The organism is Streptomyces sp. R818 (assembly GCF_056172735.1).
The window spans coordinates 1,307,760-1,333,668 of record NZ_JAOCNE010000003.1; the positions used below are offsets into that span (position 1 = coordinate 1,307,760).

Sequence of the window (25,909 nt, forward strand, 5' to 3'; positions counted from 1 at the left end):
TCGCGCCGGAGCCGCCGCCGATCGGTGAGGGTCGGGGACCGACGACGGCTCCGGGGTACCGGGGTGTGCTACGGCATGGGTGTCAGCGGTGATCGCTCCCCGCGGAGCTGGACGCCGCGCGCCCCGCCTCGAGCCGGGCCACCGGAATCCGGAACGGCGAGCAGGACACGTAGTCGAGCCCCACCTCGTGGAAGAAGTGCACGGACTCCGGGTCACCGCCGTGCTCACCGCAGACGCCGAGCTTGAGGTCGGGCCGTGTGGCCCGCCCCGCCTCGGCGGCGCTGCGCACCAGCGAGCCGACGCCGTCCTTGTCGATCGTCTCGAACGGCGACACCCCGAAGATGCCCTTCTCCAGGTACGCGGTGAAGAAGGAGGCCTCGACGTCGTCGCGGCTGAAGCCCCACACGGTCTGGGTGAGGTCGTTCGTGCCGAAGGAGAAGAACTGCGCGGCCTCGGCGATCTGCCCGGCGGTGAGGGCGGCGCGGGGCAGCTCGATCATGGTGCCGATGGCGAGCTTGAGCCGGACGCCGCTCTGCGCCTCCACCTCGGCGATGACGCGGTCGGCCTCCTCGCGGACGATCTCCAGCTCCTGGACGGTGCCGACGAGCGGGATCATGACCTCGGCGCGCGGGTCGCCCTTGGCGGCCTTGCGGGCGGCGGCGGCCTCGGCGATGGCCCGTACCTGCATGGCGAAGAGACCGGGGATGACGAGCCCGAGCCGCACACCACGCAGACCCAGCATCGGGTTCTGCTCGTGCAGCCGGTGCACGGCCTGGAGCAGCCGCAGATCGTTCTCGTTGTTGTCCTGGCGGGACTCGGCGAGGGCGACGCGCACCGACAGCTCGGTGATGTCGGGCAGGAACTCGTGCAGCGGCGGGTCGAGGAGGCGGATGGTGACGGGGAGCCCGTCCATCGCCTCGAACAGCTCGACGAAGTCCTGCTTCTGGAGCGGCAGGAGCTGCTTGAGGGACTCCTCGCGCTCGGTGTCCGTGTCGGCGAGGATCAGCTTCTCGACCATCTCGCGCCGCTCACCGAGGAACATGTGCTCGGTGCGGCACAGGCCGATGCCCTGGGCACCGAACCGGCGGGCGCGCAGCGCGTCCTCGGCGTTGTCGGCGTTGGCGCGTACGCGCAGGCGGCGTACGCGGTCGGCGTAGGCCATGACGCGGTGCACGGCGCCGACCAGCTCGTCGGCGTCGTCGGCACCGGCGTGCATACGCCCCTCGAAGTACTCCACGACGGGAGACGGGACGACGGGCACCTCACCGAGGTACACCTTGCCGGTGGAGCCGTCGATGGAGACGACGTCACCCTCCTCGACGACGACGTTCCCGGCGGTGAGCCGCCGCCGCTTGGTGTCGACCTCCAGATCCTCGGCGCCGCAGACACAGGTCTTGCCCATGCCGCGCGCGACGACGGCCGCGTGCGAGGTCTTGCCGCCGCGCGAGGTGAGGATGCCCTCGGCGGCGATCATGCCGTCGAGGTCGTCGGGGTTGGTCTCGCGGCGGATCAGGATGACCTTCTCGCCGGAGCGCGACCACTTGATGGCGGTGTACGAGTCGAAGACGGCCTTGCCGACAGCGGCTCCCGGCGACGCGGCGATGCCGCGCCCGAGCTGCTCGGCCTTGGCCTCCTCGTCGAAGCGGGGAAACATCAACTGGGCGAGCTGGGCGCCCGTGACGCGCTGCAGGGCCTCGGCCTCGTCGATGAGCCCCTGGTCGACGAGCTGGGTCGCGATCCGGAAGGCCGCGCCCGCCGTCCGCTTGCCGACCCGGGTCTGCAGCATCCACAACTGCCCGCGCTCGATGGTGAACTCGATGTCGCAGAGATCCTTGTAGTGGTTCTCCAGGGTCTCCATGATCTGCATGAGCTGGTCGTAGGACTTCTTGTCGATCTGCTCAAGATCGGCGAGCGGCACCGTGTTGCGGATACCGGCGACGACGTCCTCGCCCTGCGCGTTCTGCAGGTAGTCGCCGTAGACGCCCTGGTGGCCCGAGGCGGGGTCGCGGGTGAAGGCGACGCCGGTGCCGGAGTCGGGGCCGAGGTTGCCGAAGACCATGGAGCAGACGTTGACGGCGGTGCCGAGGTCGCCGGGGATGCGCTCCTGGCGGCGGTAGAGCTTGGCGCGGTCGGTGTTCCACGAGTCGAAGACCGCGTGGATCGCGAGGTCCATCTGCTCGCGCGGGTCCTGCGGGAAGTCGCGCCCGGCCTCAGCTTTGACGATCTTCTTGAAGCGAGTGACCAGCTTCTTCAGATCGGCGGCGTCGAGATCGGTGTCGACCGCGACCTTCTTCGCGCGCTTGGCCTTCTCGAGCTCCTCCTCGAACAGCTCGCCGTCGACGTCGAGGACGGTCTTGCCGAACATCTGGATGAGGCGGCGGTAGGAGTCCCAGGCGAAGCGCTCGTCGCCGGCCTGCTTGGCGAGGCCCTGCACGGACTTGTCGGAGAGACCGATGTTGAGGACGGTGTCCATCATGCCGGGCATGGAGAACTTGGCGCCCGAACGGACCGAGACGAGCAGGGGGTCGTCGGCCTGCCCGAGCTTCTTCCCCATCCTCTGTTCGAGCGCGCCGAGGTGAGCCCCGACCTCGTCACGGAGTGCCACCGGCTCGGCGCCGCTCTCGAGGTAGACCTTGCAGGCCTCGGTGGTGATCGTGAAGCCCGGCGGGACGGGAAGTCCCAGGTTGGTCATCTCGGCGAGGTTGGCACCCTTGCCGCCGAGAAGGTCCTTGAGGTCCTTGTTCCCCTCGGTGAAGTCGTAGACGAACTTCACGCCTTGCGCGGTGCCCTGATCGGTTACCTGAGGATCTTTGTTTTCCGACACGGGTCTCGACTCCTCGAGGCTCGGTGGCTGCCCTGACGGCGAGGAACATACCCAGATCCAAGGCACCTGGGTACGTCCACTTTGCCGTCATGGGGCCGTAACCACCCGTCCGCCAGGAGATCGAAAGTGACTGGACGGTACGGGGATGAGGGCGACCGCGTTCAACTCATGAAGCGAGTTCGTCTAGGACTGGCAAAATATGCTCACATGAGCGGGCGGTGCTCTCATGTGCGTTCAATGCGTGAATGATCGAGCGATGGCACTGAGTGCCACGTCTTGAGAAGGTGCAACCGCGCTGGCCGCGCTCGTTTGAGCGTCAGGGTGATCAGAGGTGGCGAGAATCACGCGCTGGTTCGGGGCGATTGGGCGGGCGGGTGTCACCATGCGGACACCCTCCGGGGGTGGGGCGGGGTTTCGGGGACGCCGCGTCTGCGTGGTCCGGTGTCCGTGCGACCGCGAGCACGTCGTGGCTGATCGCGCCGTTCCCCGCGCCCCTGGCGGGGTAGCGGCTGCCCCTCTTGTGCGTTGCCGGGTGCGGCCGCCGTCGTGGTTGCTCGCGCCGTTCCCCGCGCCCCTGCGATGCGCACTTCGTGCGCTATCTCCGGGGCACGACGCCGGGAAAGGCGCGGCGTAGCCGCATGCCTTCAGGGGCGCGGGGAACGGCGCGACCAGCCACAACGAAGGGCGCACCCGGCGACGAGACCCACCGGGGCAGACGCTCGGTCGTAGGGGCGCGGGCGGCTCGCCGGGGCGCGCTCGGTTAAGGAGGGGGTCAGCCGCCGGAGGTGTCGAGTTCCGCGTCCTCGGAGAGGCCCGCGCAGTCGTACGGGTCGCGGAGCCACCCGTCCGGAAGGACAACCCGGTTGTTGCCGGACGTGCGCCCCCGGGGCCCATCCGCCCCCGCCGGCCAGTCCTGCTCCAGGTCGAGCTCATCAAGCCCGGCACGGAGTTCCGCCAACGACGACGTGACAGCCAACCGCTTCCGCATCTCGGACCCGACCGAGAACCCCTTCAGATACCAGGCAACATGCTTGCGGAAGTCGATGACCCCGCGCGCCTCGTCCCCGATCCACTCCCCGAGCAGGGTCGCGTGCCGCACCATCGCATCGGCGACGACCCGCAGCGTCGGCCGCACCCGCTCGTCCCGCCCCTCGAACGCCGCCACGAGATCGGCGAAGAGCCAGGGCCGCCCGAGACAGCCCCGCCCGACGACCACCCCGTCGCACCCGGTCTCGCGCACCATGCGCAACGCGTCGTCCGCCGACCAGATGTCCCCGTTGCCGAGAACGGGGATCTCGGGGACGTGCTCCTTGAGCCGCGCGATGGCGTCCCAGTCGGCGGTGCCGCCGTAGTGCTGGGCGGCGGTGCGCCCGTGCAGGGCGATCGCCGTCACACCCTCCTCGACGGCGATACGGCCCGCGTCGAGAAACGTGATGTGGTCGTCGTCGATGCCCTTGCGCATCTTCATGGTGACGGGGAGGTCGCCCGCCCCGGTCACGGCCTCGCGCAGGATCGCGCGCAACAGCGGCCGCTTGTACGGAAGGGCGGAGCCGCCGCCCTTGCGCGTCACCTTCGGGACGGGGCAGCCGAAGTTGAGGTCGATGTGGTCGGCGAGGTCCTCCTCCGCGATCATGCGGACGGCCTTGCCGACGGTGGCCGGGTCGACCCCGTACAGCTGGATCGAGCGGGGCTTCTCGCTCGCGTCGAAGTGGATCAGCTGCATGGTCTTCTCGTTGCGCTCGACCAGCGCCCGAGTCGTGATCATCTCGCTGACGAACAGGCCCTTGCCGCCGGAGAACTCCCTGCACAGGGTGCGGAAGGGTGCGTTCGTGATCCCGGCCATGGGCGCGAGCACCACGGGCGGGACGACGGTGTGCGGTCCGATGGCGAGGGGGGTGGTCGTAGCGGTCATGCCCCCTATTGTCGCGTACGCCGAACGGGGCTCCGCACGGATTACCCTGCGCCCATGACCGCCGACACACCCGCCGCGCAGCCCGCCCCGGACCAGGAGAGCGCCCAGGAGGGCACCCGCACGCTGGACACCCGCAGCCTGCGCGCGCTCGCCCACCCGCTCCGCATCAAGATCATGGATTCGCTGCGCGGCGACGGCCCGGCGACCTCGGCGGTGCTCGCCGCCCGCTTCGGCGAGAGCACGGGCACCCTGAGCTGGCATCTGCGCCACCTCGCGGAGAACGGGTTCATCGAGGAGGACGAGGGGCGCGGTACGCGGCGCGAGCGCTGGTGGAAGGCGGTGCACAAGACGCATGTGCTGCCGACGTCGAAGCTGCGCAAGGACCCGGAGGCCCGCGCCTCGCTGGACGTCTACCTGGGGCAGATGGTCCAGGACATGGCGGACCAGGTCTCCATGTATCTCTCCGAGGACTGGGGAGAGGAGTGGGAGGGCGCCTCGCTGCTCGGCAACTGGAACGACCTGCGCCTGACGCCCGCCGCCCTCACCTCCCTGCGCGAGGAGCTGATGGCGCTGGTCGCCCGCTATGCCGAGACGCCGGACGAGCCGGGCGCCCTGCCGGTGACGGCCCAGATCCAGGTCTTCCCGCGCCGCGAGCGCGACTGAGCACACCGAGGCCCAAGGCAGAGAACTCTCTGCAGAGAACAGTTGGCAGAGAACTGTTGGCAGAGAGTTCTCTGCAAGCTACGCTCGTTCACATGCCCGCCCTGCTGCGCCGCCACCCCGACTTCCGCCGCCTCTGGATCGCCTCCACCACCGGCCGCACCGGCGCCTCCGTCTCCTCGGTGGCGCTGCCGCTGACCGCGCTCACGCTGCTCGACGCCTCCGCGTTCCGGGTGTCGCTGCTGACGGCCGCCGCCTGGCTGCCGTGGCTGGTGGTCGGGCTCGTCGCGGGCGCGTGGGTGGACCGGCTGCCGCGCCGGCCGCTGATGCTGGTGTGCGACGCGCTGTCCTTCACCGCGATCGCCGCGATCCCCGCAGCGGCCTGGCTCGGCGTCCTCACGTACGCGCAACTGCTGGTCACCGCGCTGGTCACCGGTACGGCCACCGTCTTCTTCCAGACCTCGTACGAGGTGCTGCTCCCCCGGCTCGTCGACGGCGCGGACCGTGCCGAGGCCAACTCCACGCTGCACGCCGGCGAGCAGGCCGGGCAGCTCGCCGGGTACAGCGGCGGCGGCGCGCTCGTCACGCTGCTCGGTGCGGCGGGCGCGATGTGCGCGCAGGCGGCGGCGTTCGTGGTCTCGTTCCTCGCGGTGCTCGGCCTGCGCCACCGCGAGCGGCCCGCCGCGCGGCCGGTGACCGGGGACCCGAACCTGTACCGGGAGATCCGGGAGGGGCTGTCGTTCACCTTCCGCGACGGCTACATCCGGGCGTTCGTGCTGTGCGGCGCCGCCGCCAACCTCTCGCTGATGGCCTACCAGTCGATCCTGGTCGCCTTCCTGGTCCGCGAGGTCCATCTCACCGGGGGCACCATCGGTCTCCTCCTCGGCGTGAGCGGACTCGGCGGCATCGCGGGCGCGTTCGCCGCGCGGCGGCTCGGGACGCGTTTCGGCACGGCCCGTTCGGTGTACGCGCTGACGCTCGGCACCCCCTGCCTGGCACTGCTGATGCCGCTCGCCTCGCACTCGCCGCTCGGGATCGTCCTGTTCGCCGCCGGCCACATCACCGTCGTCTTCTCCGTCGTCGCCGAGAACACGCTGACCGCGACGTTCCAGCAGGACTACACCCCGGCCGCGCTCTACGGCCGCTCCCGTACCGCGTCCTCGTTCGTCAACTACGGCACGATCCCGCTCGGCGCGCTGCTCGGCGGCGTCCTCGCCGAGACCCTCGGGCTGCGCCCCGCGATGTGGGCGGCCGTCGCGCTGCTCCCGCTGTGCGGCCTGATCCTGCTGACGTCACCGATGCGCCACCACCGCGACCTGCCGACGACAACGGCCCCTGTCACCGTCACGGCCGACCCCTCCCGCCCCGTCGAGTCAGCGCGTCACTGACGCGGCGGCCAGGCGCTCCAGACGCTCCTCCGTCGCGTCGTCCGCCGGGACGTACGCGACGACGCGGTGGGCGTCCGCGTCCGGGGCCAGCCACATGTGCCGGTGCTCCAGGCTGAGCAGGCCGATCGCGGGGTCCACGTGCTCGTAGCGCTTGACGTGGGAGACCATCGGGGCGACGTCCCGCCGCTCCCACAGTGCGCGGAACTCCGGTGAGACGGCGAGGAGTTCGTCGACGGGCGCCTTCCGGGCCGGGTCGGCGACGTGTTCCGCCATGGCCTTGCGGTACTTGGCGATCAGCTCGGGGAGCATCACGTCGCGGTCGAGGAACCGTACGGGCCGGTGGTCGTGCATGAACATCATCCACAGGGCGTTGCGGTGGTGCGGGGCGAGTTCGGCGGGGTCGCCGAAGACGTCGACGTAGGCGCGGTTGTGGGCGAGGACGTCGTAGCGCGCGTTCTTCACCTCGGCCGGGTACGGCTCCAGGCGCCGCAGCATGCGCAGGACCGTGGGCGTGACGACCGGGGACGGCGTCTCGGCGCGCGGGTCGGCCGTCCCGGCGAGGGCGAAGGCGTGGGCGCGTTCGGTGGGGTCCATGAGCAGGGCGCGGGCGACGGCGTCGAGGACACCGGCGGAGACGTTGATGGCGCGGCCCTGCTCCAGCCACGTGTACCAGGTGATGCCGACCGAGGCGAGGTGCGCGACCTCCTCGCGGCGCAGCCCCGGGGTGCGGCGGCGCGCGGTCGTCGGCAGTCCGGCCTGTTCCGGGGTGACGCGCTCGCGGCGGCTGCGCAGGAAGGCGGCGAGCTCGGCGCGGCGCTCCCGGGCGCCCGGCCCCCTCCCCGTTCCGCTGCTCATGCCCCCAGCATGCCCCCGCCCGCAACCTGGTGCCAGGTACTGCCTGTAACACGATGAGGAGACTCTGGTACCCGGCTGAGCGCGGGACGACGCTGAGCGCATGACCTCACATGCCCGCCCCGGCCCCGCTCCGGTTACCGTCAATTACATGCCCCACGCATCGAATGACCTGTCGCATCGCAGGCGGATGCTCGTCCTGGCGATCTGCTGCATGAGCCTGCTGATCGTCAGCCTCGACAACACCGTCCTGAACGTCGCCCTGCCCGCCATGGCCAAGGACTTCGACGCCACGCTCTCGGGCATGCAGTGGACGATCGACGCCTACACGCTGGTCCTCGCCGCGCTGCTGATGCTGGCCGGTTCGACCGCCGACCGGATCGGGCGGCGCAAGGTCTTCATGACCGGGCTCATCGTGTTCACGGCCGCGTCGGTGGCCTGCTCCCTCGCGCCGAACCTGGAGTCCCTGGTGGCGTTCCGGATGGTGCAGGCGGTCGGCGGCTCGATGCTGAACCCCGTCGCGATGTCGATCATCACGAACACCTTCACCGACCCGCGCGAGCGGGCCCGCGCCATCGGTGTGTGGGGCGGTGTCGTCGGCATCTCGATGGCCGCGGGACCGCTGGTCGGCGGCCTGCTGGTGGACTCGGTCGGCTGGCGTTCGATCTTCTGGATCAATCTCCCCGTCGGCCTCGCCGCGCTCCTGCTGACCTTCCGCTACGTCCCCGAGTCCCGCGCCCCGAAGGCCCGCCGCCCGGACCCGGTCGGCCAGGTCCTGATCATCGCGCTGCTCGGCTCACTCACGTACGCGATCATCGAGGCGCCCTCGGCGGGCTGGACCTCGGCCCGGACCCTCGCCTGCGCGGCGGTCGCGGTCGCCGCGCTCATCGGCATCCTGCTCTACGAGCCGCGCCGCGCCGAACCCCTCATCGACCTGCGCTTCTTCCACTCGGCACCGTTCAGCGGGGCGACGGCCATCGCGGTCAGCGCGTTCGCGGCGCTCGGCGGCTTTCTGTTCCTGTCGACCCTCTACCTCCAGGACGTACGCGGTCTGGACGCGCTCCACGCGGGCCTGTGGATGCTGCCGATGGCGGCGATGACCTTCCTGTGCGCGCCCCTGTCCGGGCGGCTCGTCGGCAATCGCGGCCCGCGCCTGCCGCTGCTGATCGCGGGGGTGTCGATGACGGTGAGCGGCGTGCTCTTCGCGGCGTTCGACGCGGAGACCTCCAACACCACGCTCTTCATCGGCTATGTCCTGTTCGGCCTGGGCTTCGGCTTCGTGAACGCACCCATCACCAACACCGCCGTCTCCGGGATGCCGCGCGCGCAGGCCGGTGTCGCGGCGGCCGTCGCCTCCACCAGCCGGCAGATCGGCCAGACGCTCGGCGTCGCCGTGATCGGCGCGGTCCTCGCGTCGGGCGTCGCCGGATCCTCGTACGCGCGCAGCTTCGTCGAGGCGGGGCGGGCCTGCTGGTGGATCATCGCCGGGTGCGGCCTCGCCGTACTGCTGCTCGGCGTGCTGACCAGCGGACGCTGGGCGCGCGGGACGGCGCGGCGCACGGCCGAGCGTCTGGAGGAGCCGGAGGACGCGGAGGCGGCACGTGCGGCGGCCGGTTCATAGGGCGCCGCTGAGCACCAGTTCCTGGAGCCGGCCGAGCCGCTCGCGCGACACGTCGTCCGCCGCCGTGTACGTCACCAGGCGCGCCCCGGTGTCGCGGCTCAGCCACAGATCGGTGTGCACGACACGGACGAGACCGACGTGCGGGTTGAGGAACTCCTTGACGTTGCTGGGCTGCGACCGCATCACCTCGTGCCGCTCCCAGACCTCCCGGAACTCGGCGGACTCGTCGAGCAGCCGCTTCAGGACCAGCTTCCAGGCGGGCTCGGCGAGGTGGGCCGCCATGCCCGCGCGGAACTTGGCCGCCATCAGCCGCAGCACCTCGTCGCGCTGGACGATGGCGGAGCGCCACGGCTCGTGCGTGAAGGCCAGGAACATCATGTTGCGGTCCTCGGCCGGGACCGCGTCCAGGTCGCAGAGCAACTGCCCGTAGGTGCGGTTGTAGGCGAGGATGTCGTACCGGCTGTTCTGCACACAGGCCGGCATCGGCTCCAACTTGGCCAGCATTTCCCGCAGTTCGGGGGTGAGCGTGGGGCAGATCGCCGCCGGGGTCGGGTCGATCGCGCCGGCCAGGCCGAACAGGTGGGCGCGTTCGCTCCCGTCGAGCCGCAGGGTGCGGGCGAGCGCGTCGAGGACCTGCGCGGAGACCTGGATGTCGCGGCCCTGCTCCAGCCACGTGTACCAGGTGACGCCGACCGCCGAGAGCTGCGCGACCTCCTCGCGGCGCAGCCCCGGGGTGCGGCGGCGCCTGCCGCGCGGCAGCCCGACCTCCTCGGGCGCGATGCGCTCGCGGCGGCTGCGCAGGAACCCGGCCAGCTCATGGCGGCGGATCTCGGCGGGCCGCGCCTCCGGCGTCAGGGTGGTCATGGGACCAGTCCCGTCATCGTGGTCATGGGACCAGCCTGCACCGGTCCGCGGCCCGCCGCCAAGCTGTTGACGGGTAGAGGTTCTACCAGGATAAGAAGACTCTGGTACCAGCCTGAGCACCGGCGGACGCTCGATGCCATGACCACCCAGACGCAGTCCCCGCCGGTCGCCCGCACCGTGGCACCCGGCCACTCGCTCGGCGGCCCGGGTCTGTTCACCGTGCTGCTCGGCGCCGCCCTGCCCCTCATCGACTTCTTCATCGTCAACGTCGCCCTGCCCACCATGGCCCGCGACCTGTCCGCGAGCGAACCGGTCCTCGAACTCGTCGTCGCCGGGTACGGCATCGCGTACGCCGTGCTGCTCGTCCTGGGCGGCAGGCTCGGCGACCAGCTCGGCCGCCGCCGGATGTTCGTCGGCGGGATGGCCGCGTTCGGCCTCACCTCCCTGGCCTGCGGCCTCGCCCCCACCGCCGGAACCCTCGTGGCGGCGCGGATCGCGCAGGGCGCGGCGTCGGCGGCGATGCTCCCGCAGGTGCTCGCCACCATCCAGGCGACGACGGCGGGCCCGCGCCGCGCCAAGGCCATGAGCATGTACGGGGCGACGGCCGGCCTGTCGATGGTCGCGGGCCAGGTCCTCGGCGGCGTCCTCGTCTCGGCGGACCTGTTCGGCTCCGGCTGGCGCTCGGTCTTCCTGGTGAACGTGCCGGTCGTGGTCGTGGCCCTCGTCCTGGCGCTGCGCACCGTCCCCGAGACCCGCTCAGCGCGCCCCGAACGCGTCGACGTCCCCGGCACACTCCTCCTCGCCCTCGCCCTGATCGCGCTCCTCGCCCCGCTGACCGAGGGCCGCGCGGCGGGCTGGCCCCTGTGGACGTGGCTCTCCCTCGCCGCGTTCCCGCTCCTCGCGTACCTCTTCTACGAGGTCGAGCGCCGGGCCGACCGGACGGGCGGCGCCCCGCTGATCCCGCCGTCCCTCTTCGCGCTCCTGTCCCTGCGCCGGGGCCTCGCCCTGGTGGTCCCCTTCTCCATCGGCTTCAGCGGCTTCATGTTCGTGATCGCGGTCGCGCTCCAGCAGGGCGAACGGCTCGACGCGACCTCGGCCGGGCTGGCCCTGGCCCCGATGGCGGCGGTGTTCTTCGCGACCTCGCTCGCCGGGCCACGCCTGGTGGCCCGCTGGGGCACGCGGGTCGTCACGGCGGGCGGCCTGGTCCAGGCGGCCGGGGTGGCGCTGATCGCGCTGGCCGCGCACGAGACGTGGCCGCACTTCGGCGTCCTCGCCCTCCTGCCGGGGGCGGCGCTCGCGGGCGCGGGCCAGGCGCTCCAGCTCCCGATCCTCTTCCGGATCATCCTCTCCGAGGTCCCGGCGGCGCGGGCGGGCGTCGGCGGCGGCGTGATGACGACGATCCAGCAGGCGTCCCTGGCCCTCGGCGTGGCCACGCTCGGCACGCTGTTCCTCTCCCTGATCCCGTCGCTCGGGATGCGGGACGCGCTGGTCACGACGTTGCTGGTGCAGCTCGGGGCGGTGGCGCTGACGGTGGGGCTGAGCCTGCGGCTGCCGCGCAAGGTGGCCTGACGACACGGGCCGGTGACACCACTAGGGATGACAGGTGACAGATATTGAAATCTGTCACCTGTCATGCCATGGTGGAGGCATGAACCTCCCCACCGAAACTCAGCGCACCCTCGGCACCACCGGCCCCCGCGTCTCCGCCCTCGGCCTCGGCTGCATGGGCATGTCCGCGCTCTACGGCGAAGCCGACCGCACGGAGTCGATCGCCACCATCCACGCCGCGCTCGACGCGGGCGTCACCCTCCTCGACACCGGTGACTTCTACGCGATGGGCCACAACGAGATGCTGATCGGCGAGGCGCTGCGCACAGCCCCCGCCGCGGCCCGCGAATCGGCCCTGACCAGCGTGAAGTTCGGCGCCCTGCGCGACCCGGACGGCGGCTGGAGCGGCTACGACGGGCGCCCGGCGGCGGTGAAGAACTTCGCCGCGTACAGCCTCCAGCGCCTCGGCGTCGACCACATCGACGTGTACCGGATCGCCCGCCTCGACCCGGACGTGCCGATCGAGGAGACCGTCGGCGCCATCGCCGAACTGGTCGAGCAGGGCCACGTCCGCCACATCGGCCTCTCCGAGGTGGGCGCGGAGACGATCCGCCGGGCCGCCGCGACCGCCCCGGTCTCCGACCTCCAGATCGAGTACTCGCTGATCTCGCGCTCGACCGAGGAGTCGATCCTGCCGACCGTCAGCGAACTCGGCATCGGCATCACCGCGTACGGGGTGCTCTCCCGCGGCCTGATCTCCGGCCACTTCACCCAGGACCGCACCCTCGCCGCGAACGACTTCCGCGGCATGAGCCCCCGCTTCCAGGGCGACAACCTGCGCCACAACCTCGGCCTCGTCGAGCAGCTCCGCAAGATCGCCGAGCAGAAGGGCGTCAGCGTCGCGCAAATCGCCATCGCCTGGGTCCTGGCCCAGGGCGCCCGGCACAAGGCCGACATCGTGCCGCTGGTCGGCGCCCGCACGCGGACCCGCCTGACCGAGGCGCTCGGTGCGGTGGACGTCACCCTCGACGCCGCCGACCTCGCCGCGATCGAGCGGGCCGTGCCCGCCGACGCCGCGGCCGGCGAGCGCTACCCGGCGGCCCAGATGGCACACCTCGACAGCGAACGCCGCTGACCCGCCCGGTACGGTCACGTACATGGCACCGACCGAGACCCTGACCCCCGAGCGCATCCTCGCCGCGACCGAGGAAGTGCTGCGCCGCCACGGCGCCGCGAAGGCGACCGTGGTCGACGTGGCCCGCGCGCTCGGCGTCAGCCACGGCTCGGTCTACCGCCACTTCCGGACCAAGGCCGAGCTGCGCGGCGCGGTCACCCGGCGCTGGCTGGAGCGCACGACCGGCGTTCTGGCCGAGGTCGTCGCGGGCGACGAGGCGCCCCCGGCCAAACTGCGGCACTGGCTGGCGGCGCTGTTCGAGGCCAAGCAGCACAAGGCGGGCGACGACCCCGAGCTGTTCGCCACGTACACGGTCCTGACGACCGAGAACAGCGACGTGGTCGACGAACACCTCGACGAGCTGCTCACCCAGATCGGCGCGATCCTCCAAGAGGGCGTCGAACGGGGCGACTTCGAGGCCCCGGACATCCCGGTGACGGCCCGCGCGGTCCTGGAGGCCACAGCCCACTTCCACGACCCGGTCCACGCCCCGGAGTGGTCAAAGCCGGACAGCCAGGCGGCGTTCGAGGCGGTCGTGGCGCTGGTACTGCGCGGCATCGCAGCATTCTGAGCCCCTGCGGCGCTTGAGCAGCGGGACCCACTTTCAAGCCCCTGCGGCGATTGAGCAGCGGGGTCCGGGGCGGAGCCCCGTGACCAGCACAAAGGCCCCGGCCCGCCGAATACCGGCGAACCAGGGCCTGAACAACGTACGACCGCGTCAGCAGCCGATCAGCCGCGACGCAAGGTACCCCTCGATCTGGTCGAGAGACACCCGCTCCTGCTTCATGGTGTCGCGCTCCCGCACCGTCACCGCGTTGTCCTCAAGCGTGTCGAAGTCGACGGTGACACAGAACGGCGTACCGATCTCGTCCTGACGACGGTAGCGGCGCCCGATGGCCCCGGCGTCATCGAAGTCGATGTTCCAGTGCTGACGCAGCGCCTGCGCGAGCCCCTTCGCCTTCGGCGACAGCTCCGGGTTGCGCGACAGCGGCAGCACGGCGACCTTCACCGGCGCGATACGCGGGTCGAACCGCATGACCGTGCGCTTCTCCATCTTGCCCTTGGCGTTGGGCGCCTCGTCCTCGAAGTACGAGTCGAGCATGAAGGCGAGCATGGTGCGGCCGACACCGGCCGCGGGCTCGATGACGTACGGCGTGTAGCGCTCGCCCTTCTCCTGGTCGAAGTAGGAGAGGTCCTGGCCGGACGCCTTGGAGTGCGCGGAGAGGTCGTAGTCCGTGCGGTTGGCGACGCCCTCCAGCTCACCCCACTCGCTGCCGCCGAAGCGGAAGCGGTACTCGATGTCGGCGGTGCGCTTCGAGTAGTGGGAGAGCTTCTCCTTCGGGTGCTCGAACCAGCGCATGTTCTCCTCGCGCAGGCCCAGGCCGGTGTACCAGTTCCAGCGCTGCTCCATCCAGTACTCCTGCCACTGCTCGTCCTCGCCCGGCTTGACGAAGAACTCCATCTCCATCTGCTCGAACTCGCGGGTGCGGAAGATGAAGTTGCCGGGCGTGATCTCGTTGCGGAAGGACTTGCCCATCTGGGCGATGCCGAACGGGGGCTTGCGCCGCGAAGTCGTCTGCACCTGGCTGAAGTTGGTGAAGATGCCCTGCGCGGTCTCGGGGCGCAGGTAGGCGACGGAGCCGCTGTCCTGGGTCGGGCCGAGGTGCGTGGAGAGCAGCCCGGAGAACTGCTTGGGCTCGGTGAACGTGCCCTTGTTGCCGCAGTTCGGGCAGGTGAGGTCGGCGAGGCCGTTCTCGGGCGCGCGGCCCTTCTTCTCCTCGTACGCCTCCTCCAGGTGGTCCGCGCGGTAGCGCTTGTGGCAGGAGGTGCACTCGGTGAGCGGGTCGGTGAAGGTGGCGACGTGGCCCGACGCCTGCCAGACCTCGGTGGCCAGGATCACCGACGAGTCGATACCGACGACGTCCTCGCGCGAGGTGACCATGTAGCGCCACCACTGGCGCTTGAGGTTCTCCTTCAGCTCCACACCCAGCGGACCGTAGTCCCAGGCGGCGCGCTGACCACCGTAGATCTCGCTGCAGGGGTAGACGAAGCCACGGCGCTTGCTGAGGCTGACGATGGTGTCGATCTTGTCGGCGGCCACGGTGCTCTCTTCATTACGACGACGATGAGCGCGCTGGATACGCGCTCCGGGAGCGAATGCCTCAGGTTACCGGCGGGCCCACCCCTGCGACCAAATCGGTTCGGGGGTACAGAGCGGGACCTTGCGTGACGAAGTCGTTGTTGACAATCGTTTCCAGTTTTGTTGAAAATGACTGTCATGAACGTACGCATGGCCCGTCGCCCCCGCCGCCGCCTCATATCCACCGCCGCCGTCACCGCCACCACGGCGCTCGGCCTGGTCGGCCTCTCCGCCTGCTCCTCCTCGGACGCGGCGGACGGCAAGGGCGGCGGGAACGGCGGCAGGCTCGACGTCGTCGCGTCGTTCTATCCGATGCAGTACCTCGCCGAGCAGATCGGCGGCGACCACGTCTCCGTGCGCAACCTGACCGAGCCCGGCCAGGAGCCGCACGACCTGGAGGTCAGCGCCAAGCAGCGCGCCCAGCTGGAGGAGTCCGACGTCGCGGTCTACCTCAAGGGCCTGCAGCCCTCCGTCGACGAGGCCATCGACCAGTCGGGGATCTCCACCAAGGTCGACGCGGCCTCCCTGACGAGCCTGGAGAAGCACGGCAGCGAGGTCGGCGGCCACGCCGAGGAGCACGCCGACGAGCACGAGGACCACGATCACGACCACGGCGGCGAAGAGGGCACCGACCCGCACATCTGGCTCGACCCGGTGAAGTACACCGAGGTCGCCGAGGGGGTCGGCAAGGCTCTTCAGAAGGCCGACCCGGACCACGCGGGGGAATACAAGAAGAACACCGCGACGCTGGTGAAGAAGCTGGACGCGCTGAACACCAAGTTCAAGGACGGCCTGAAGAACACCGACTCCAAGGTCTTCATCACCACCCACGCCGCCTTCGGCTACCTCGCCGAGCGCTACGGCCTCACCGAGGAGGCCATCAGCGGCCTCGACCCGGAGAGCGAGCCCAGCGCCGCCCGCGTGAAGGGCCTGCAGAAGATGGCGAAGGCCGACGGGGTCACCACCGTCTTCTACGAGACCCTCGTCAGTGACAAGACGGCGAAGACCCTGGCGGGCGACGCGAAGTTGAAGACTGATGTACTCGACCCCATCGAGGGCATCACCGAGAAGTCCAAGGGCGACGACTACCTCCAGGTCATGGAGGCGAACCTCGCCGCACTCCAAAAGGCGCTCGGCGCCAAGTGACGTACGCGGTACAAAAATCGAAGGGCGGCAGTGAGATGACCGAACCCGTCATCACCCTGCGCAAGGTGACGGCCGAGCTGGGCTCGCGCCCCGTGCTGCGCGGCATCGACCTGACCGTGGGCCGCGGCGAGGTCGTCGCCCTGCTCGGCGCCAACGGCTCCGGCAAGTCGACCGCCGTGCGCTCGGTCATCGGCCAGGTGCCGGTCACGAGCGGCGAGATCGAGCTGTTCGGCACCCCGCGCCGCCGCTTCAAGCAGTGGGCCCGCGTCGGCTACGTGCCGCAGCGCACCACCGCCGCGGGCGGCGTGCCCGCCACGGTCGCGGAGATCGTCGCCTCCGGGCGGCTCTCCCGCTCCCGCTTCGGCATCCTGCGCGCCGCCGACAAGGACGCGGTGCGCCGCGCCCTCGACCTCGTCGGCCTCGCCGACCGCGCCAAGGACTCGGTCAACGCGCTCTCCGGCGGCCAGCACCAGCGCGTGCTCATCGCCCGCGCCCTCGCCGCCGAACCCGAGCTGCTGATCATGGACGAGCCGATGGCGGGCGTCGACCTCGCCAGCCAGGAGATCCTCGCCGCGACCCTGCGCGAGCAGGTCGCGGCGGGCGCCTCCGTCCTCCTCGTCCTGCATGAACTCGGCCCCCTTGAGCCGCTGATCGACCGCGCGGTGGTGCTCCGCGACGGCTGCGTCCTGCACGACGGGCCGCCCCCGAAGGCCGTCGGCCAGCACGCGCTGCCCGGCCACGACCACGTCCACCCGCACGCCGCCGTGGACGCCGAACCCCTCCGCACGGGACTGCTGAGCTGATGGAAATCCTGAGCTACGACTTCATGCAGCGGGCGCTGCTCGCCGCCGTCCTCGTCGGCATCACCGCGCCGGCCATCGGCATCTACCTGGTCCAGCGCCGCCAGGCCCTCATGGGCGACGGCATCGGCCATGTGGCGATGACCGGCGTCGGCCTCGGCTTCCTGCTCTCCGCGTCCCCGGTCTGGATGGCGACGGCGGTCTCCGTCCTCGGCGCCGTCGTCATGGAGCTGATCCGCTGGTACGGGAAGACCCGCGGCGACATCGCGCTCGCCATGCTCTTCTACGGGGGCATGGCAGGCGGCGTCATGTTCACCAGCCTGGCTCCCGGCGGCTCGACGGCCAACCTCACCTCGTACCTCTTCGGCTCGCTCTCCACCGTCTCCTCCGAGGACGTCACCGCGATCTGCCTGCTCGCGGCGTTCGTGGTCCTGGTCACGGTCGGCCTGCGCCGCCAGCTCTTCGCGGTGAGCCAGGACGAGGAGTTCGCGCGTGTCACCGGGCTGCCCGTGCGCGCCCTGAACCTGCTGACCGCCGTCACCGCGGCGGTCACGGTCACGGTGGCGATGCGCGTCGTGGGCCTGCTCCTGGTGTCGGCCCTGATGGTCGTCCCGGTCGCGGCGGCGCAGCAGCTGACCCGCAGCTTCAAGGCGACCTTCGTCATCGCCGTGGCGATCGGCGTCGCCGTCACCCTGGGCGGCACGGCGACCTCCTACTACCAGGACGTGCCGCCCGGCGCGACGATCGTGCTCCTGACCATCGGCGTCTTCATCGTCCTGACGCTGCTCGCCACTCCGCTGGCCAGGCGCAGGGCGCGGGCGGCGATGGCCCAGATGCCGGGCGATCCGGCGGAGTGCGCGATCCCCGGGCAGGCCCCCGCCAAGGTCTGACCCGGGCCCGTCGCCGCCTGGCACAATGGCGGCGGTACGTACGTGGCAGGGATGTGAGGAGAAACCCGTGGCAGCCCCGGTTCGAGGCAGGTCGACCCGCCAGCGCGCGGCCGTGGCGGCAGCGCTCGACGAGGTGGACGAGTTCCGCAGCGCGCAGGAGCTGCACGACGTCCTCAAGCACAAGGGTGACTCCGTCGGGCTGACCACGGTGTATCGCACGCTGCAGTCGCTCGCGGACGCGGGTGAGGTGGATGTGCTGCGCACGTCCGAGGGCGAGGCGGTGTACCGGCGGTGCTCCACGGGTGACCATCATCATCACCTGGTGTGCCGGGTGTGCGGCAAGGCCGTTGAGGTCGAGGGGCCGGCTGTCGAGTCCTGGGCGGAGACGATCGCCTCTGAGCACGGGTATGTGAACGTGGCGCACACGGTGGAGATCTTCGGCACCTGTGCGGATTGCGCCGCCGCGGTGTGACTTCGTCGCCGGGTGCGCCTTGCGTCGTGGCTGGTCGCGCAGTTCCCCGCGCCCCTGAAGGCTTGCGGCTCCGCCGCGCCTTCCCCTGGAGCGTGCGGCTTCGCCGCAGCTCCCTGAAGACGCGTGTCACGCGCGCCTCTCAGAGAGGCATGCGCACTCGCCTCCCTGAGATGGCGCACGCAGTGCGCATCTCAGGGGCGCGGGGAACTGCGCGAGCAACCACGATGGCGCGGTGGTCGACGACGTGCCCAGGGGCGCGGGGAACTGCGCGACCAGCCCCCGCCGGCCCGCGGACGAAACCGGATCTCGTCAGGCCTTGCCCTCAAGCTGCAGCAGGACCTCATTCGGGGTGGCCCCGCCGAAGCGCCGGTCCCGGGACGCGTACTCCACGCACGCCCGCCACAGATCCCGCCGGTCGAAGTCCGGCCACAACACGTCCTGGAAGACCATCTCCGCGTACGCGCTCTGCCAGAGCAGATAGTTGGACGTGCGCTGCTCACCGCTGGGCCGCAGGAAGAGGTCGACGTCCGGCATGTCGGGGTAGTACAGGTACTTCGCGAACGTCTTCTCGCTGATCTTCGACGGATCGAGCCGGCCCGCCTTCACGTCCTCGGCGAGAGCCAACGCCGCGTCGGCGATCTCGGCCCGCCCGCCGTAGTTCATGCAGAAGTACAGCGTGAGCTTGTCGTTGTCCTTGGTCTGCTCCTGGGAGATCTCCAGCTCGCTGGCGACCGACTTCCACAGCTTGGGCATCCGCCCGACCCACCGCACCCGGATCCCGAGCTCGTCGAGCTGGTCGCGGGTCTTGCGGATGAAGTCCCGGTTGAAGTTCATGAGGAAGCGGACCTCGTCGGGCGACCGCTTCCAGTTCTCGGTGGAGAACGCGTAGAGCGAGATCGCGCCGACGCCCAGCTCGACGCCGCCCTGGAGGACGTCGAGGACGCGCTCGGCCCCGACCTTGTGGCCCTCGGTGCGCGGAAGCCCGCGCTCCTTCGCCCACCGCCCGTTGCCGTCCATGACGATGGCGACGTGTTGCGGCACCAGCTCGCCCGGGATCTTCGGCGGCCGCGCGCCCGACGGGTGCGGTTCGGGCGTGACGTACTCCCGGCGGGACCGTCCGAGGATTCCGCGACGTGCCATGTTTCCGGCCTCTCCCCTAGCTCAATAGCTCAGTAGCTCGATGTGCAGCTCGATCACAAATGCGCCAGCGCGTGCGCTAGCCCTTCTCCACGTAGCGCAGGGACCGCAGTCCGCGCTCCAGGTGCCAGTGCAGATAGGCGGAGACCAGTCCGCTGCCCTCCCGCACGAACCGCGGCTCGCTCGCGTCGGCCGTCGCCCAGTCCCCGGTAAGGAGTGCGCCGAGCAGGGCGAGGGCCTGCGGAGAGGGTACGACGCTGCCGGGCACCCGGCAGTCGACACAGACGGAGCCGCCCGCGCCGACGGAGAAGAACCGGTTGGGCCCGGGCAGCCCGCACTTGGCGCAGTCGCCGAAGGTGGGCGCGTACCCGTTGACCGCGAGGGAGCGGAGCAGGAACGCGTCGAGGACGAGGTGCGGCTCGTGCTCACCGCGGGCGAGGGTGCGCAGGGCGCCGACGAGCAGCAGGTACTGCTGGACGGCCGGTTCGCCCTCGTGGTCGGTGAACCGTTCCGCCGTCTCCAGCATCGCGGTGCCCGCGGTGTAGCGGGCGTAGTCGGTGACGATGCCGCCGCCGTACGCGGCGATGGTCTCGCTCTGCGTGCACAGCGGCAGGCCGCGGCCGATCAGTTCGCTGCCGCGCGCGAAGAACTGCACGTCGACGTGGGAGAACGGTTCGAGCCGCGCCCCGAACTTGGACTTGGTGCGGCGTACGCCGCGGGCCACCGCGCGGACCCGGCCGTGGCCGCGCGTGAGGAGGGTGATGATGCGGTCGGCCTCGCCGAGTTTCTGCGTCCGCAGGACGATCCCGTCGTCCCTGAAGAGACTCATCGCGCACCCCGGGGGGCGGCGGCGGCGTCTTCGCGGAGCGGGTTCATGCCCTCCATTCTGCCTTGCCCGGGCCCCTGCCCGGCGCCCGGTCAGGGGACCTCGCCCCGGCTCCTTCTGTTCGCGTACGCCGTGGCCGCGCGGAGCCGCTCCGTGGTGGTGGCCTCCCGCACCATGTCGGGCGCGCAGTCCCATTCCCGGCCGCCGCCGAACGGTCGCAGCTGCACGTACGGGCCCTCGTGCCCCATCACCCGTCCCACCCGGCCGGTGCTCATGTCGACCGCGTACGAACCGATCGCTGGCTTCATTCGGGTGGCGCTCCTGTCCCGTAGTGCGTCCTGCCGCGCGGGCTGCGGCGGCCACGGCGACCAGGGGGCGCGCCGCGCGTCAACCGGACAACGCCACGGTTCCTCCGATGGACACGGGGCAGCCGGGGCGACCTGCGACCGGCACTCCGTTCGCCTCATCCTCGGCCCGGCGGGCACAGGCCGCCGACGGTCGCTTCGAGGCGGCGGCGCCTGCCCGCGGCCACCATGTGCAGGACGGTCCCGGCGCCGCCGAGCGTGAGGGCGACGAGGAGTCCGGCCCCGGCGGCGGCGAGCAGCAGCGGGCCCGGCCCCTCGGTGACTTCCGTGACGAGGGCGCGCCGCAGCGCCTCACCCCTGCCCGGGGACGGCGTCCCGCGCAGCACCTCGGCGGCGCGGCGCGCGAGCGGGAGCACCGTCGCGAGGGCGGCGAGGTGCAGCACCAGGGAGGCTGCGAGCAGGCGGCGGGCTCTGCGCCGGGTGGCCCGGATGTCGTGGAGAAGGCTGTCGCGTTCGTGCCGGATCTGGTCGACGTAGAGGGCGTAGAGCTCGTACGCGCTGTGCTGGGGCGGCGCCGCGGCGGTCGAGGGCAGGGCCGTGACGGTCTGGAGCGAGGCGTTGCGGGCGGCCTCGTCCTGCTCGTAGCGGGCCTCGACGGTGCCGCCGAACTCGACGACGTCGCCGTGGCTGAGCGGGCGGGCCGCGGTGACGGGGGCGCCGTTGACGCGGGTGCCGTTGCGGGAGCGCAGGTCCTCGACGACGACCCGGCCCTCGACGGGCGTGAGGACCGCGTGCCGCCCGCTGACACACGGGTCGTCGAGACGCAGCCCGCACGCGTCGGCCCGGCCGACCAGGACCGGGCCGCCGGAGACGTCGACGACCGCGCCGCGCAGGGGGTCCGGCCCGAGAAGGGTCAGACGGTGGGCACCGCCGCTCGGAGTACTCATGGTCGGCGCCTCCCCGTCGGCACTGCTGCTCCTCTGCGCCCAGGACGTGGCGGTGGCGGGCCCCGGTTTCGGGGAGTCGACACGGGGCCGCGTTCTGTCGGGCGCCGCTACCGTCCGGTGACGAAGGGCCGGGAGGCCGCGGCGAGCGGCCGGTCACTCGGGTCCGAGGTCCGCGTCCACCCGGTGGTCGCGGGGGTGCTGGTCCGCGCGGGGGTCGGCGCCCGCTCCGGTGAGGGGGTCGGCCTGCTGGCACAGGACGAGCGCCACGTCGTCCAGGAGCGGTGCTCCGGTGTGCGCGGTCACCGCCTCGTACAGGGCGTTGAGCGCGTCGCTGGGCAGAACCGCCGAGAGCGGCTCCGCGCACCGTTCGAGGAGCGGGAACTCCGTGCCGTCGGCGTCCCGCGCCTCGGTCAGGCCGTCGGTGTAGAACAGGATCCGGTCGCCGGGCTGCAGCCAGCACCGGCGGCTCGCGGGCCGGGCCCCGAGCCCCAGCGGCAGCGCGGGCTCGGCCGGATGGAGCAGCTTGGGCGAGGAGCCCGTACGCAGCGGTGGCGGATGGCCGCAGTTGACCAGGCGGACCTCGCCTGGGGCGAACTCGGCGAACAGGGCGGTGACGAAGCTCTCCGGGCCCAGCTCCGCGGCGAGCAGGACGTCGAGGCGCGCGGCGATGTCGGTGAGGTCGGGGGTGACGTAGGCAAGGTCGCGGAAGCCCCCGAGGACGGAGGCGGCGGTCTGCACGGCGTCGAGGTCGTGTCCTCGGACGTCGCCTATGAAAACCCGTGTTCCATAGGGGGTGTTGACGATCTCGAAGACGTCGCCGCCGACCGTCGCGGGTTCGAGGGGGCAGTGGTGGCGGGTGCAGACGTCGATCTCGCCGACGAGCGCGGCCATCGGGCGCATCAGCGCGCCCTGAGCGACCTGCGCCACCTCGGTCGCGTGCCGGAGCGCGGCGGTGCGCGCCGCTTTCTCCCCGGCGATCCGGACGGCCACGGCGCCGCCCGCGAGGAGGACCAGGTACTCCGCTATGAACGGCGGCGTGCCCGTCAGATGCCGTACGGCGCCGGTGGACAGGGCGAGGGCCGCGCTCCATCCGACGACGGTGAGCGTGCCGCGCACACCGAGCCGGGAACAGGCGAGGACCGGCCCGAGCAGCAGCGCCGTCACCGCGGGCCGCCACCCGGACTGGAGTCCGCCGAGGACGGCGAGCAGGAGGCTGACACCCGCGGGCAGCACCAGGTCGCCCGCCCTCGCCCAGCGCATCCGCCTACTTCCCCGCACCGTCATGCGGGAGCCTCCCGCCTGCTTCGACCCGCTCCGCCCCGCCGCGCTGAGCGGCCCACTCTGGCCGAACGCCCGCTCGGCTGCGCGTCGTTGACCGCTACGCACGGCCGGGTGACCGCAATCGATCCCCGCCGCCCCCTTCTGACCAGGTGTGCGGGGCGGGTGCGTGGGCCGCGCTCAACTTCTGTCATCCGGCGGCGTGCTTCCCGGGGCGGAGCAGACTGTCCCGCGACGCCGCGCGAGCGCGCGGCGGACGAGAGCGGGAGGGCGGTGCGGGTGGAGAACTTCCCCGCTGAGACGACGAGCTTCATCGGCCGCGACCGGGAACTCGACCTGCTCGACGAGGCGGTGGCCCGACGCCGTCTCGTCACCCTCACCGGGGTCGGTGGCGTCGGCAAGTCCCGGCTCGGGCTGCGGGCCGCCCGCCGCGCGGCCCCGCTCTTCGCCGACGGCGTGCGCCTGGTCCCGCTGTCCCCGCTGCGCGAACCCTCGCTGCTCGGCCATGTCCTGTTCGAGGAGCTGGGCCTGGTCGACCAGTCGGCCAGGGACCCCGAGGACCTCATCGCCGAATGGCTCGCCCCGCGCCATCTGCTGCTCGTCCTGGACACGTGTGAGCATCTGACCGGGGAGTGCGCGCGCCTGGTGCGCAGGCTGCTCGACGCGGCCCCCGGGCTGCACATCCTGGTGACGAGCAGGGAGCCGCTCGGCGCGCCCGGCGAGTGGCGCCTGGAGGTGGAGCCGCTGCCGGTGCCGCCCGTGGCCGGGGCGGTGGGGACCGCGGGCGGTGACGCCGTCGCCCTGTTCGCGGACCGGGCGGCCGCCGCCGTCGACGGTTTCCGGCTCGGCCCGGCGGAGCGGGAGTCGGCTCTCGCCGTGTGCCGCCGCCTCGACGGGATCCCGCTGGCCATCGAACTCGCCGCGGCCCAGTTGCCAGGGCTCTCCCTGCGCCGGCTCGACGAGCGGCTGCTGCACCGGTTCGACACCCTGGTCGTGCCGGCCGCGCCGGGCTCCCCGGCCGCGCCCCGGCACCGTACGCTGCGCACCACGATCGGCTGGAGCCACGAACTGTGCGCGCCGCTGGAGCGGCTGCTGTGGGCTCGGCTGTCCGTCTTCGCGGCGGGTTTCGACCTGGCCGACGCCCAGGCGGTCACCGCGGGCGGTCCGCTGTCCGCCGACGCCGTGCCCGGCCTCGTCGACAAGCTGGTGGCCAAGTCCCTCGTGCGTCCGGTCGCGGGCACGGCGGAACCGGTCCGCTACCGGCTGCTCGACACCGTACGGGAGTACGGGGAGCACTGGCTGCGTGAGCTGGGCGAGGAGGCGGTGGTGCGCCGGGCCCATCTGGAGCGCTACCGCGACCTCGCGGTGCGGGCCGACCGCGAATGGCTGACCGAACGGCAGACCGCGTGGGGCGGGCGCATCACCGCCGAGCACGCCAACATCCGCGCGGCCCTCGACTTCGCGCTCCGCGACGGCGCTCGCCGTACCGCACTGGAGGTGGCCGGTGCCCTGTGGTTCTTCTGGTTCGCGTGCGGGTTCGGCCGCGAGGGCTGCCACTACCTGGACCGGGCGCTGTCCGGGGCCCCGGAGCCGGGGCCCGGCTACGCCAAGGCCCTGTGGGCCCGCGCCCTCGTGGCCGTGGGGCAGGGCGGTCTGGAGACGGCGGCGCGGTGCGGCGACGCGTTCCGCGCGGTGACCGCGGCGTCGGCCGATCCGACCGCGCGGGTGGCGGCGGACTATCTCGCGGGGACGATCCTCACCCAGCGGGGCGAGCACGAGCGGGCGCTCGTCGTCTTCGACGCGACCGCGTCCGAGACCCGCCAGGGCGCCTACGAGGCCGCGTGCTTCCTGCACCGGCTCTCCTCCTCGTTCTCCCGGGTGTACCTCGGTGACCTGCGTCCGGCGAAGAGCATCGCGTACGGCGTCTCCATCGAGCTGGCCGCGCGGGGCGAGTGCTGGGGGCGGGCGTACGGCGACTACTTGCAGGCGCTGGCCGAACTGGGGCTGGAGAACTGGACCGAGGCCGCCGGGCACGCCCGCGCGAGTCTGCGGGGCAAGGCCGAGCTGCACGACACGCTGGGGGTCGCCCTCGCCGTCGATGTGCTGGCCGCCGCGACCGTGGCCGGCGGGCAGGGCGAGGCGGGGGCCCGGCTGCTCGGCTCGGCGCAGCGCCTGTGGCAGGCCTTCGGCCGTCCGCAGATGGGCAACCCGGCGCTGATCGCGGTCCGTGTGAACGCGGAGCAGTGCAGCCGCGCCGCGCTCGGCTCGGCCGCGTACACGAAGGCGTACGAGGGCGGTCTGCACGACGAGACCGTGGACGGGATCGTCTACAGCCTCGACACCGGCATCGGCTCGTAGGTCCCGCCCGGCGGGCGGGGTTTCACCCGACGCCGCGGGTCTCCTGCTCCGCCCGCTTCCCGATGCCGCGGAAATGGGTGGCCATGGCGTGCTGCGCGGCGGCCGCGTCCCCTGCGCGCAGGGCCGTCACGATGGCGCGGTGGCGGTCGACGGTGACCTCGGGCGCCGGGTCGCCGGCCCATTCGCGGACCCCGGCGACCCGGTCGAAGACGTTCCAGAACGCGCCGAGGAGCTGCGGTATCAGCTCGTTGCCGAGCGAGCGGTAGAGCGTCTCGTGGAACTCGCGGTCCAGGTCGGCGAAGGGTTCCCCGGCCTCGCCCGCCTCGCTCATCCTCCGTACGAGCGCGTCGAGCCGGTCCAGGGTGGCGGCGTCGGGCGGGGCGGTCGCGATGCGGCGGACGAGCCCTTCCTCCAGGATCTCGCGGACCTGGAGGATCTCGGCGAGGGCGTGCGCGTCGTCGGCGGGCCGCAGCAGGGTGCGGAAGGTGAGGCCGTCGGCGAGCGGGGTCAGCGACGCCTGCCCGACGTACGTGCCGTAGCCGTGTCGTATCTCGACGATGTCCAGCGCCTGGAGGGCCTTGAGCGCTTCGCGCACGGAGTTCCTGCTGACGCCGAGCGAGTCCATCAACTCGGCTTCGGTGGGCAGGAGTTCGCCGGGCCGCAGCCCGGCGTCGAGGATCTGCTGCGTCACCGCGCGCTGCACCTGCCGGCTGACGCGGCGGTGGCGGACGGCCGGATTCGTGGGCTCCTCTGACATGCGCCGCATC

The 25,909-nt window shown here is 71.8% G+C and carries 22 protein-coding genes; 11 read left to right on the forward strand and 11 right to left on the reverse strand.

What is annotated here, in order from left to right:
• Window positions 1–82: 82 nt before the first annotated feature.
• Both ppdK and dusB read right to left on the reverse strand, forming a co-directional pair.
• Window positions 83–2,824, reverse strand: a complete 2,742-nt coding sequence (ppdK, locus tag N5I75_RS11105) for a pyruvate, phosphate dikinase (RefSeq protein WP_476676539.1) — start codon at window positions 2,822–2,824, stop codon at window positions 83–85.
• A 772-nt stretch (window positions 2,825–3,596) separates the two neighbouring features.
• The gene (gene dusB, locus N5I75_RS11110; RefSeq protein WP_476676540.1) at window positions 3,597–4,736 is read right to left on the reverse strand and encodes a tRNA dihydrouridine synthase DusB; all 1,140 of its coding nucleotides are present in this window, start codon (window positions 4,734–4,736) and stop codon (window positions 3,597–3,599) included.
• Between the two features lie 54 nt (window positions 4,737–4,790).
• Here dusB and N5I75_RS11115 point away from each other — a divergent pair, with 54 nt between their 5' ends.
• Both N5I75_RS11115 and N5I75_RS11120 read left to right on the forward strand, forming a co-directional pair.
• Window positions 4,791–5,399, forward strand: a complete 609-nt coding sequence (locus N5I75_RS11115; RefSeq protein ID WP_476676541.1) for a winged helix-turn-helix domain-containing protein — start codon at window positions 4,791–4,793, stop codon at window positions 5,397–5,399.
• A 92-nt stretch (window positions 5,400–5,491) separates the two neighbouring features.
• Window positions 5,492–6,784: an MFS transporter gene (locus N5I75_RS11120; RefSeq protein WP_476676542.1), complete on the forward strand. Its 1,293-nt coding sequence runs from the start codon at window positions 5,492–5,494 to the stop codon at window positions 6,782–6,784.
• Here the strand turns inward: N5I75_RS11120 and N5I75_RS11125 are convergent.
• Window positions 6,770–7,639, reverse strand: coding sequence for a helix-turn-helix transcriptional regulator (locus N5I75_RS11125; RefSeq protein ID WP_476676543.1), 870 nt, complete (start codon window positions 7,637–7,639; stop codon window positions 6,770–6,772). The genes N5I75_RS11120 and N5I75_RS11125 overlap by 15 nt on opposite strands.
• Before the next feature lie 148 nt (window positions 7,640–7,787).
• Between N5I75_RS11125 and N5I75_RS11130 the strand changes: the two genes are divergently transcribed.
• Complete coding sequence (locus N5I75_RS11130; RefSeq protein WP_476676544.1) at window positions 7,788–9,257, forward strand: MFS transporter; 1,470 nt, start codon at window positions 7,788–7,790, stop codon at window positions 9,255–9,257.
• Here the strand turns inward: N5I75_RS11130 and N5I75_RS11135 are convergent.
• Window positions 9,252–10,121: a helix-turn-helix transcriptional regulator gene (locus tag N5I75_RS11135; RefSeq protein ID WP_476676545.1), complete on the reverse strand. Its 870-nt coding sequence runs from the start codon at window positions 10,119–10,121 to the stop codon at window positions 9,252–9,254. The two genes, N5I75_RS11130 and N5I75_RS11135, sit on opposite strands and share 6 nt — an antisense overlap.
• A gap of 138 nt (window positions 10,122–10,259) precedes the next feature.
• Between N5I75_RS11135 and N5I75_RS11140 the strand changes: the two genes are divergently transcribed.
• The 3 genes from N5I75_RS11140 (at window position 10,260) to N5I75_RS11150 (ending at window position 13,414) form a co-directional block, all read left to right on the forward strand.
• On the forward strand, window positions 10,260–11,690 hold the full coding sequence (locus N5I75_RS11140; protein WP_476676546.1) for an MFS transporter: 1,431 nt from the start codon (window positions 10,260–10,262) through the stop codon (window positions 11,688–11,690).
• A 79-nt stretch (window positions 11,691–11,769) separates the two neighbouring features.
• A complete protein-coding gene (locus tag N5I75_RS11145) occupies window positions 11,770–12,804 on the forward strand; it encodes an aldo/keto reductase (RefSeq protein ID WP_476676547.1) in 1,035 nt (344 codons plus the stop codon).
• A 22-nt stretch (window positions 12,805–12,826) separates the two neighbouring features.
• Entirely contained in the window at window positions 12,827–13,414 is a 588-nt protein-coding gene (locus N5I75_RS11150) for a TetR/AcrR family transcriptional regulator (protein ID WP_476676548.1), read from the forward strand.
• A gap of 147 nt (window positions 13,415–13,561) precedes the next feature.
• Here N5I75_RS11150 and N5I75_RS11155 read toward each other — a convergent pair whose 3' ends face one another.
• Window positions 13,562–14,944, reverse strand: coding sequence for a glycine--tRNA ligase (locus N5I75_RS11155; protein ID WP_356492881.1), 1,383 nt, complete (start codon window positions 14,942–14,944; stop codon window positions 13,562–13,564).
• A 177-nt stretch (window positions 14,945–15,121) separates the two neighbouring features.
• On the opposite strand from N5I75_RS11155, the gene N5I75_RS11160 reads away from it, so the two are divergent.
• The 4 genes from N5I75_RS11160 to N5I75_RS11175 are packed head-to-tail and all read left to right on the forward strand — an operon-like array spanning window position 15,122 to window position 18,291.
• Window positions 15,122–16,129, forward strand: a complete 1,008-nt coding sequence (locus N5I75_RS11160; protein ID WP_476676549.1) for a metal ABC transporter substrate-binding protein — start codon at window positions 15,122–15,124, stop codon at window positions 16,127–16,129.
• A gap of 35 nt (window positions 16,130–16,164) precedes the next feature.
• Window positions 16,165–16,932: a metal ABC transporter ATP-binding protein gene (locus tag N5I75_RS11165; protein ID WP_476676550.1), complete on the forward strand. Its 768-nt coding sequence runs from the start codon at window positions 16,165–16,167 to the stop codon at window positions 16,930–16,932.
• Window positions 16,932–17,819, forward strand: a complete 888-nt coding sequence (locus tag N5I75_RS11170) for a metal ABC transporter permease (protein ID WP_476676551.1) — start codon at window positions 16,932–16,934, stop codon at window positions 17,817–17,819. The genes N5I75_RS11165 and N5I75_RS11170 overlap by 1 nt, the downstream gene beginning before the upstream one ends.
• A 25-nt stretch (window positions 17,820–17,844) precedes the next feature.
• Window positions 17,845–18,291 (forward strand): Fur family transcriptional regulator, encoded by a 447-nt coding sequence (locus tag N5I75_RS11175; RefSeq protein WP_476676552.1) that lies wholly within the window; start codon window positions 17,845–17,847, stop codon window positions 18,289–18,291.
• Window positions 18,292–18,600: 309 nt separating this feature from the next.
• On the opposite strand, the gene N5I75_RS11180 is transcribed toward N5I75_RS11175, so the two are convergent.
• The 5 genes from N5I75_RS11180 to N5I75_RS11200 all read right to left on the reverse strand — a co-directional run bounded on the left by N5I75_RS11180 (window position 18,601) and on the right by N5I75_RS11200 (window position 22,766).
• Window positions 18,601–19,431 (reverse strand): isoprenyl transferase, encoded by an 831-nt coding sequence (locus N5I75_RS11180; RefSeq protein WP_476676553.1) that lies wholly within the window; start codon window positions 19,429–19,431, stop codon window positions 18,601–18,603.
• 76 nt (window positions 19,432–19,507) lie between these two features.
• Window positions 19,508–20,257, reverse strand: coding sequence for a DNA repair protein RecO (recO, locus tag N5I75_RS11185; RefSeq protein WP_476676554.1), 750 nt, complete (start codon window positions 20,255–20,257; stop codon window positions 19,508–19,510).
• An 89-nt stretch (window positions 20,258–20,346) separates the two neighbouring features.
• A complete protein-coding gene (locus N5I75_RS11190) occupies window positions 20,347–20,562 on the reverse strand; it encodes a hypothetical protein (protein WP_356492875.1) in 216 nt (71 codons plus the stop codon).
• A 155-nt stretch (window positions 20,563–20,717) separates the two neighbouring features.
• Window positions 20,718–21,506, reverse strand: coding sequence for an FHA domain-containing protein (locus N5I75_RS11195; RefSeq protein WP_476676555.1), 789 nt, complete (start codon window positions 21,504–21,506; stop codon window positions 20,718–20,720).
• A gap of 153 nt (window positions 21,507–21,659) precedes the next feature.
• Window positions 21,660–22,766 (reverse strand): PP2C family protein-serine/threonine phosphatase, encoded by a 1,107-nt coding sequence (locus N5I75_RS11200; RefSeq protein WP_476676556.1) that lies wholly within the window; start codon window positions 22,764–22,766, stop codon window positions 21,660–21,662.
• Window positions 22,767–23,063: 297 nt separating this feature from the next.
• Between N5I75_RS11200 and N5I75_RS11205 the strand changes: the two genes are divergently transcribed.
• A complete protein-coding gene (locus N5I75_RS11205; RefSeq protein ID WP_476676557.1) occupies window positions 23,064–25,142 on the forward strand; it encodes an ATP-binding protein in 2,079 nt (692 codons plus the stop codon).
• A 22-nt stretch (window positions 25,143–25,164) separates the two neighbouring features.
• On the opposite strand, the gene N5I75_RS11210 is transcribed toward N5I75_RS11205, so the two are convergent.
• Window positions 25,165–25,908: a FadR/GntR family transcriptional regulator gene (locus N5I75_RS11210; protein WP_476676558.1), complete on the reverse strand. Its 744-nt coding sequence runs from the start codon at window positions 25,906–25,908 to the stop codon at window positions 25,165–25,167.
• Window position 25,909: the final 1 nt, after the last annotated feature.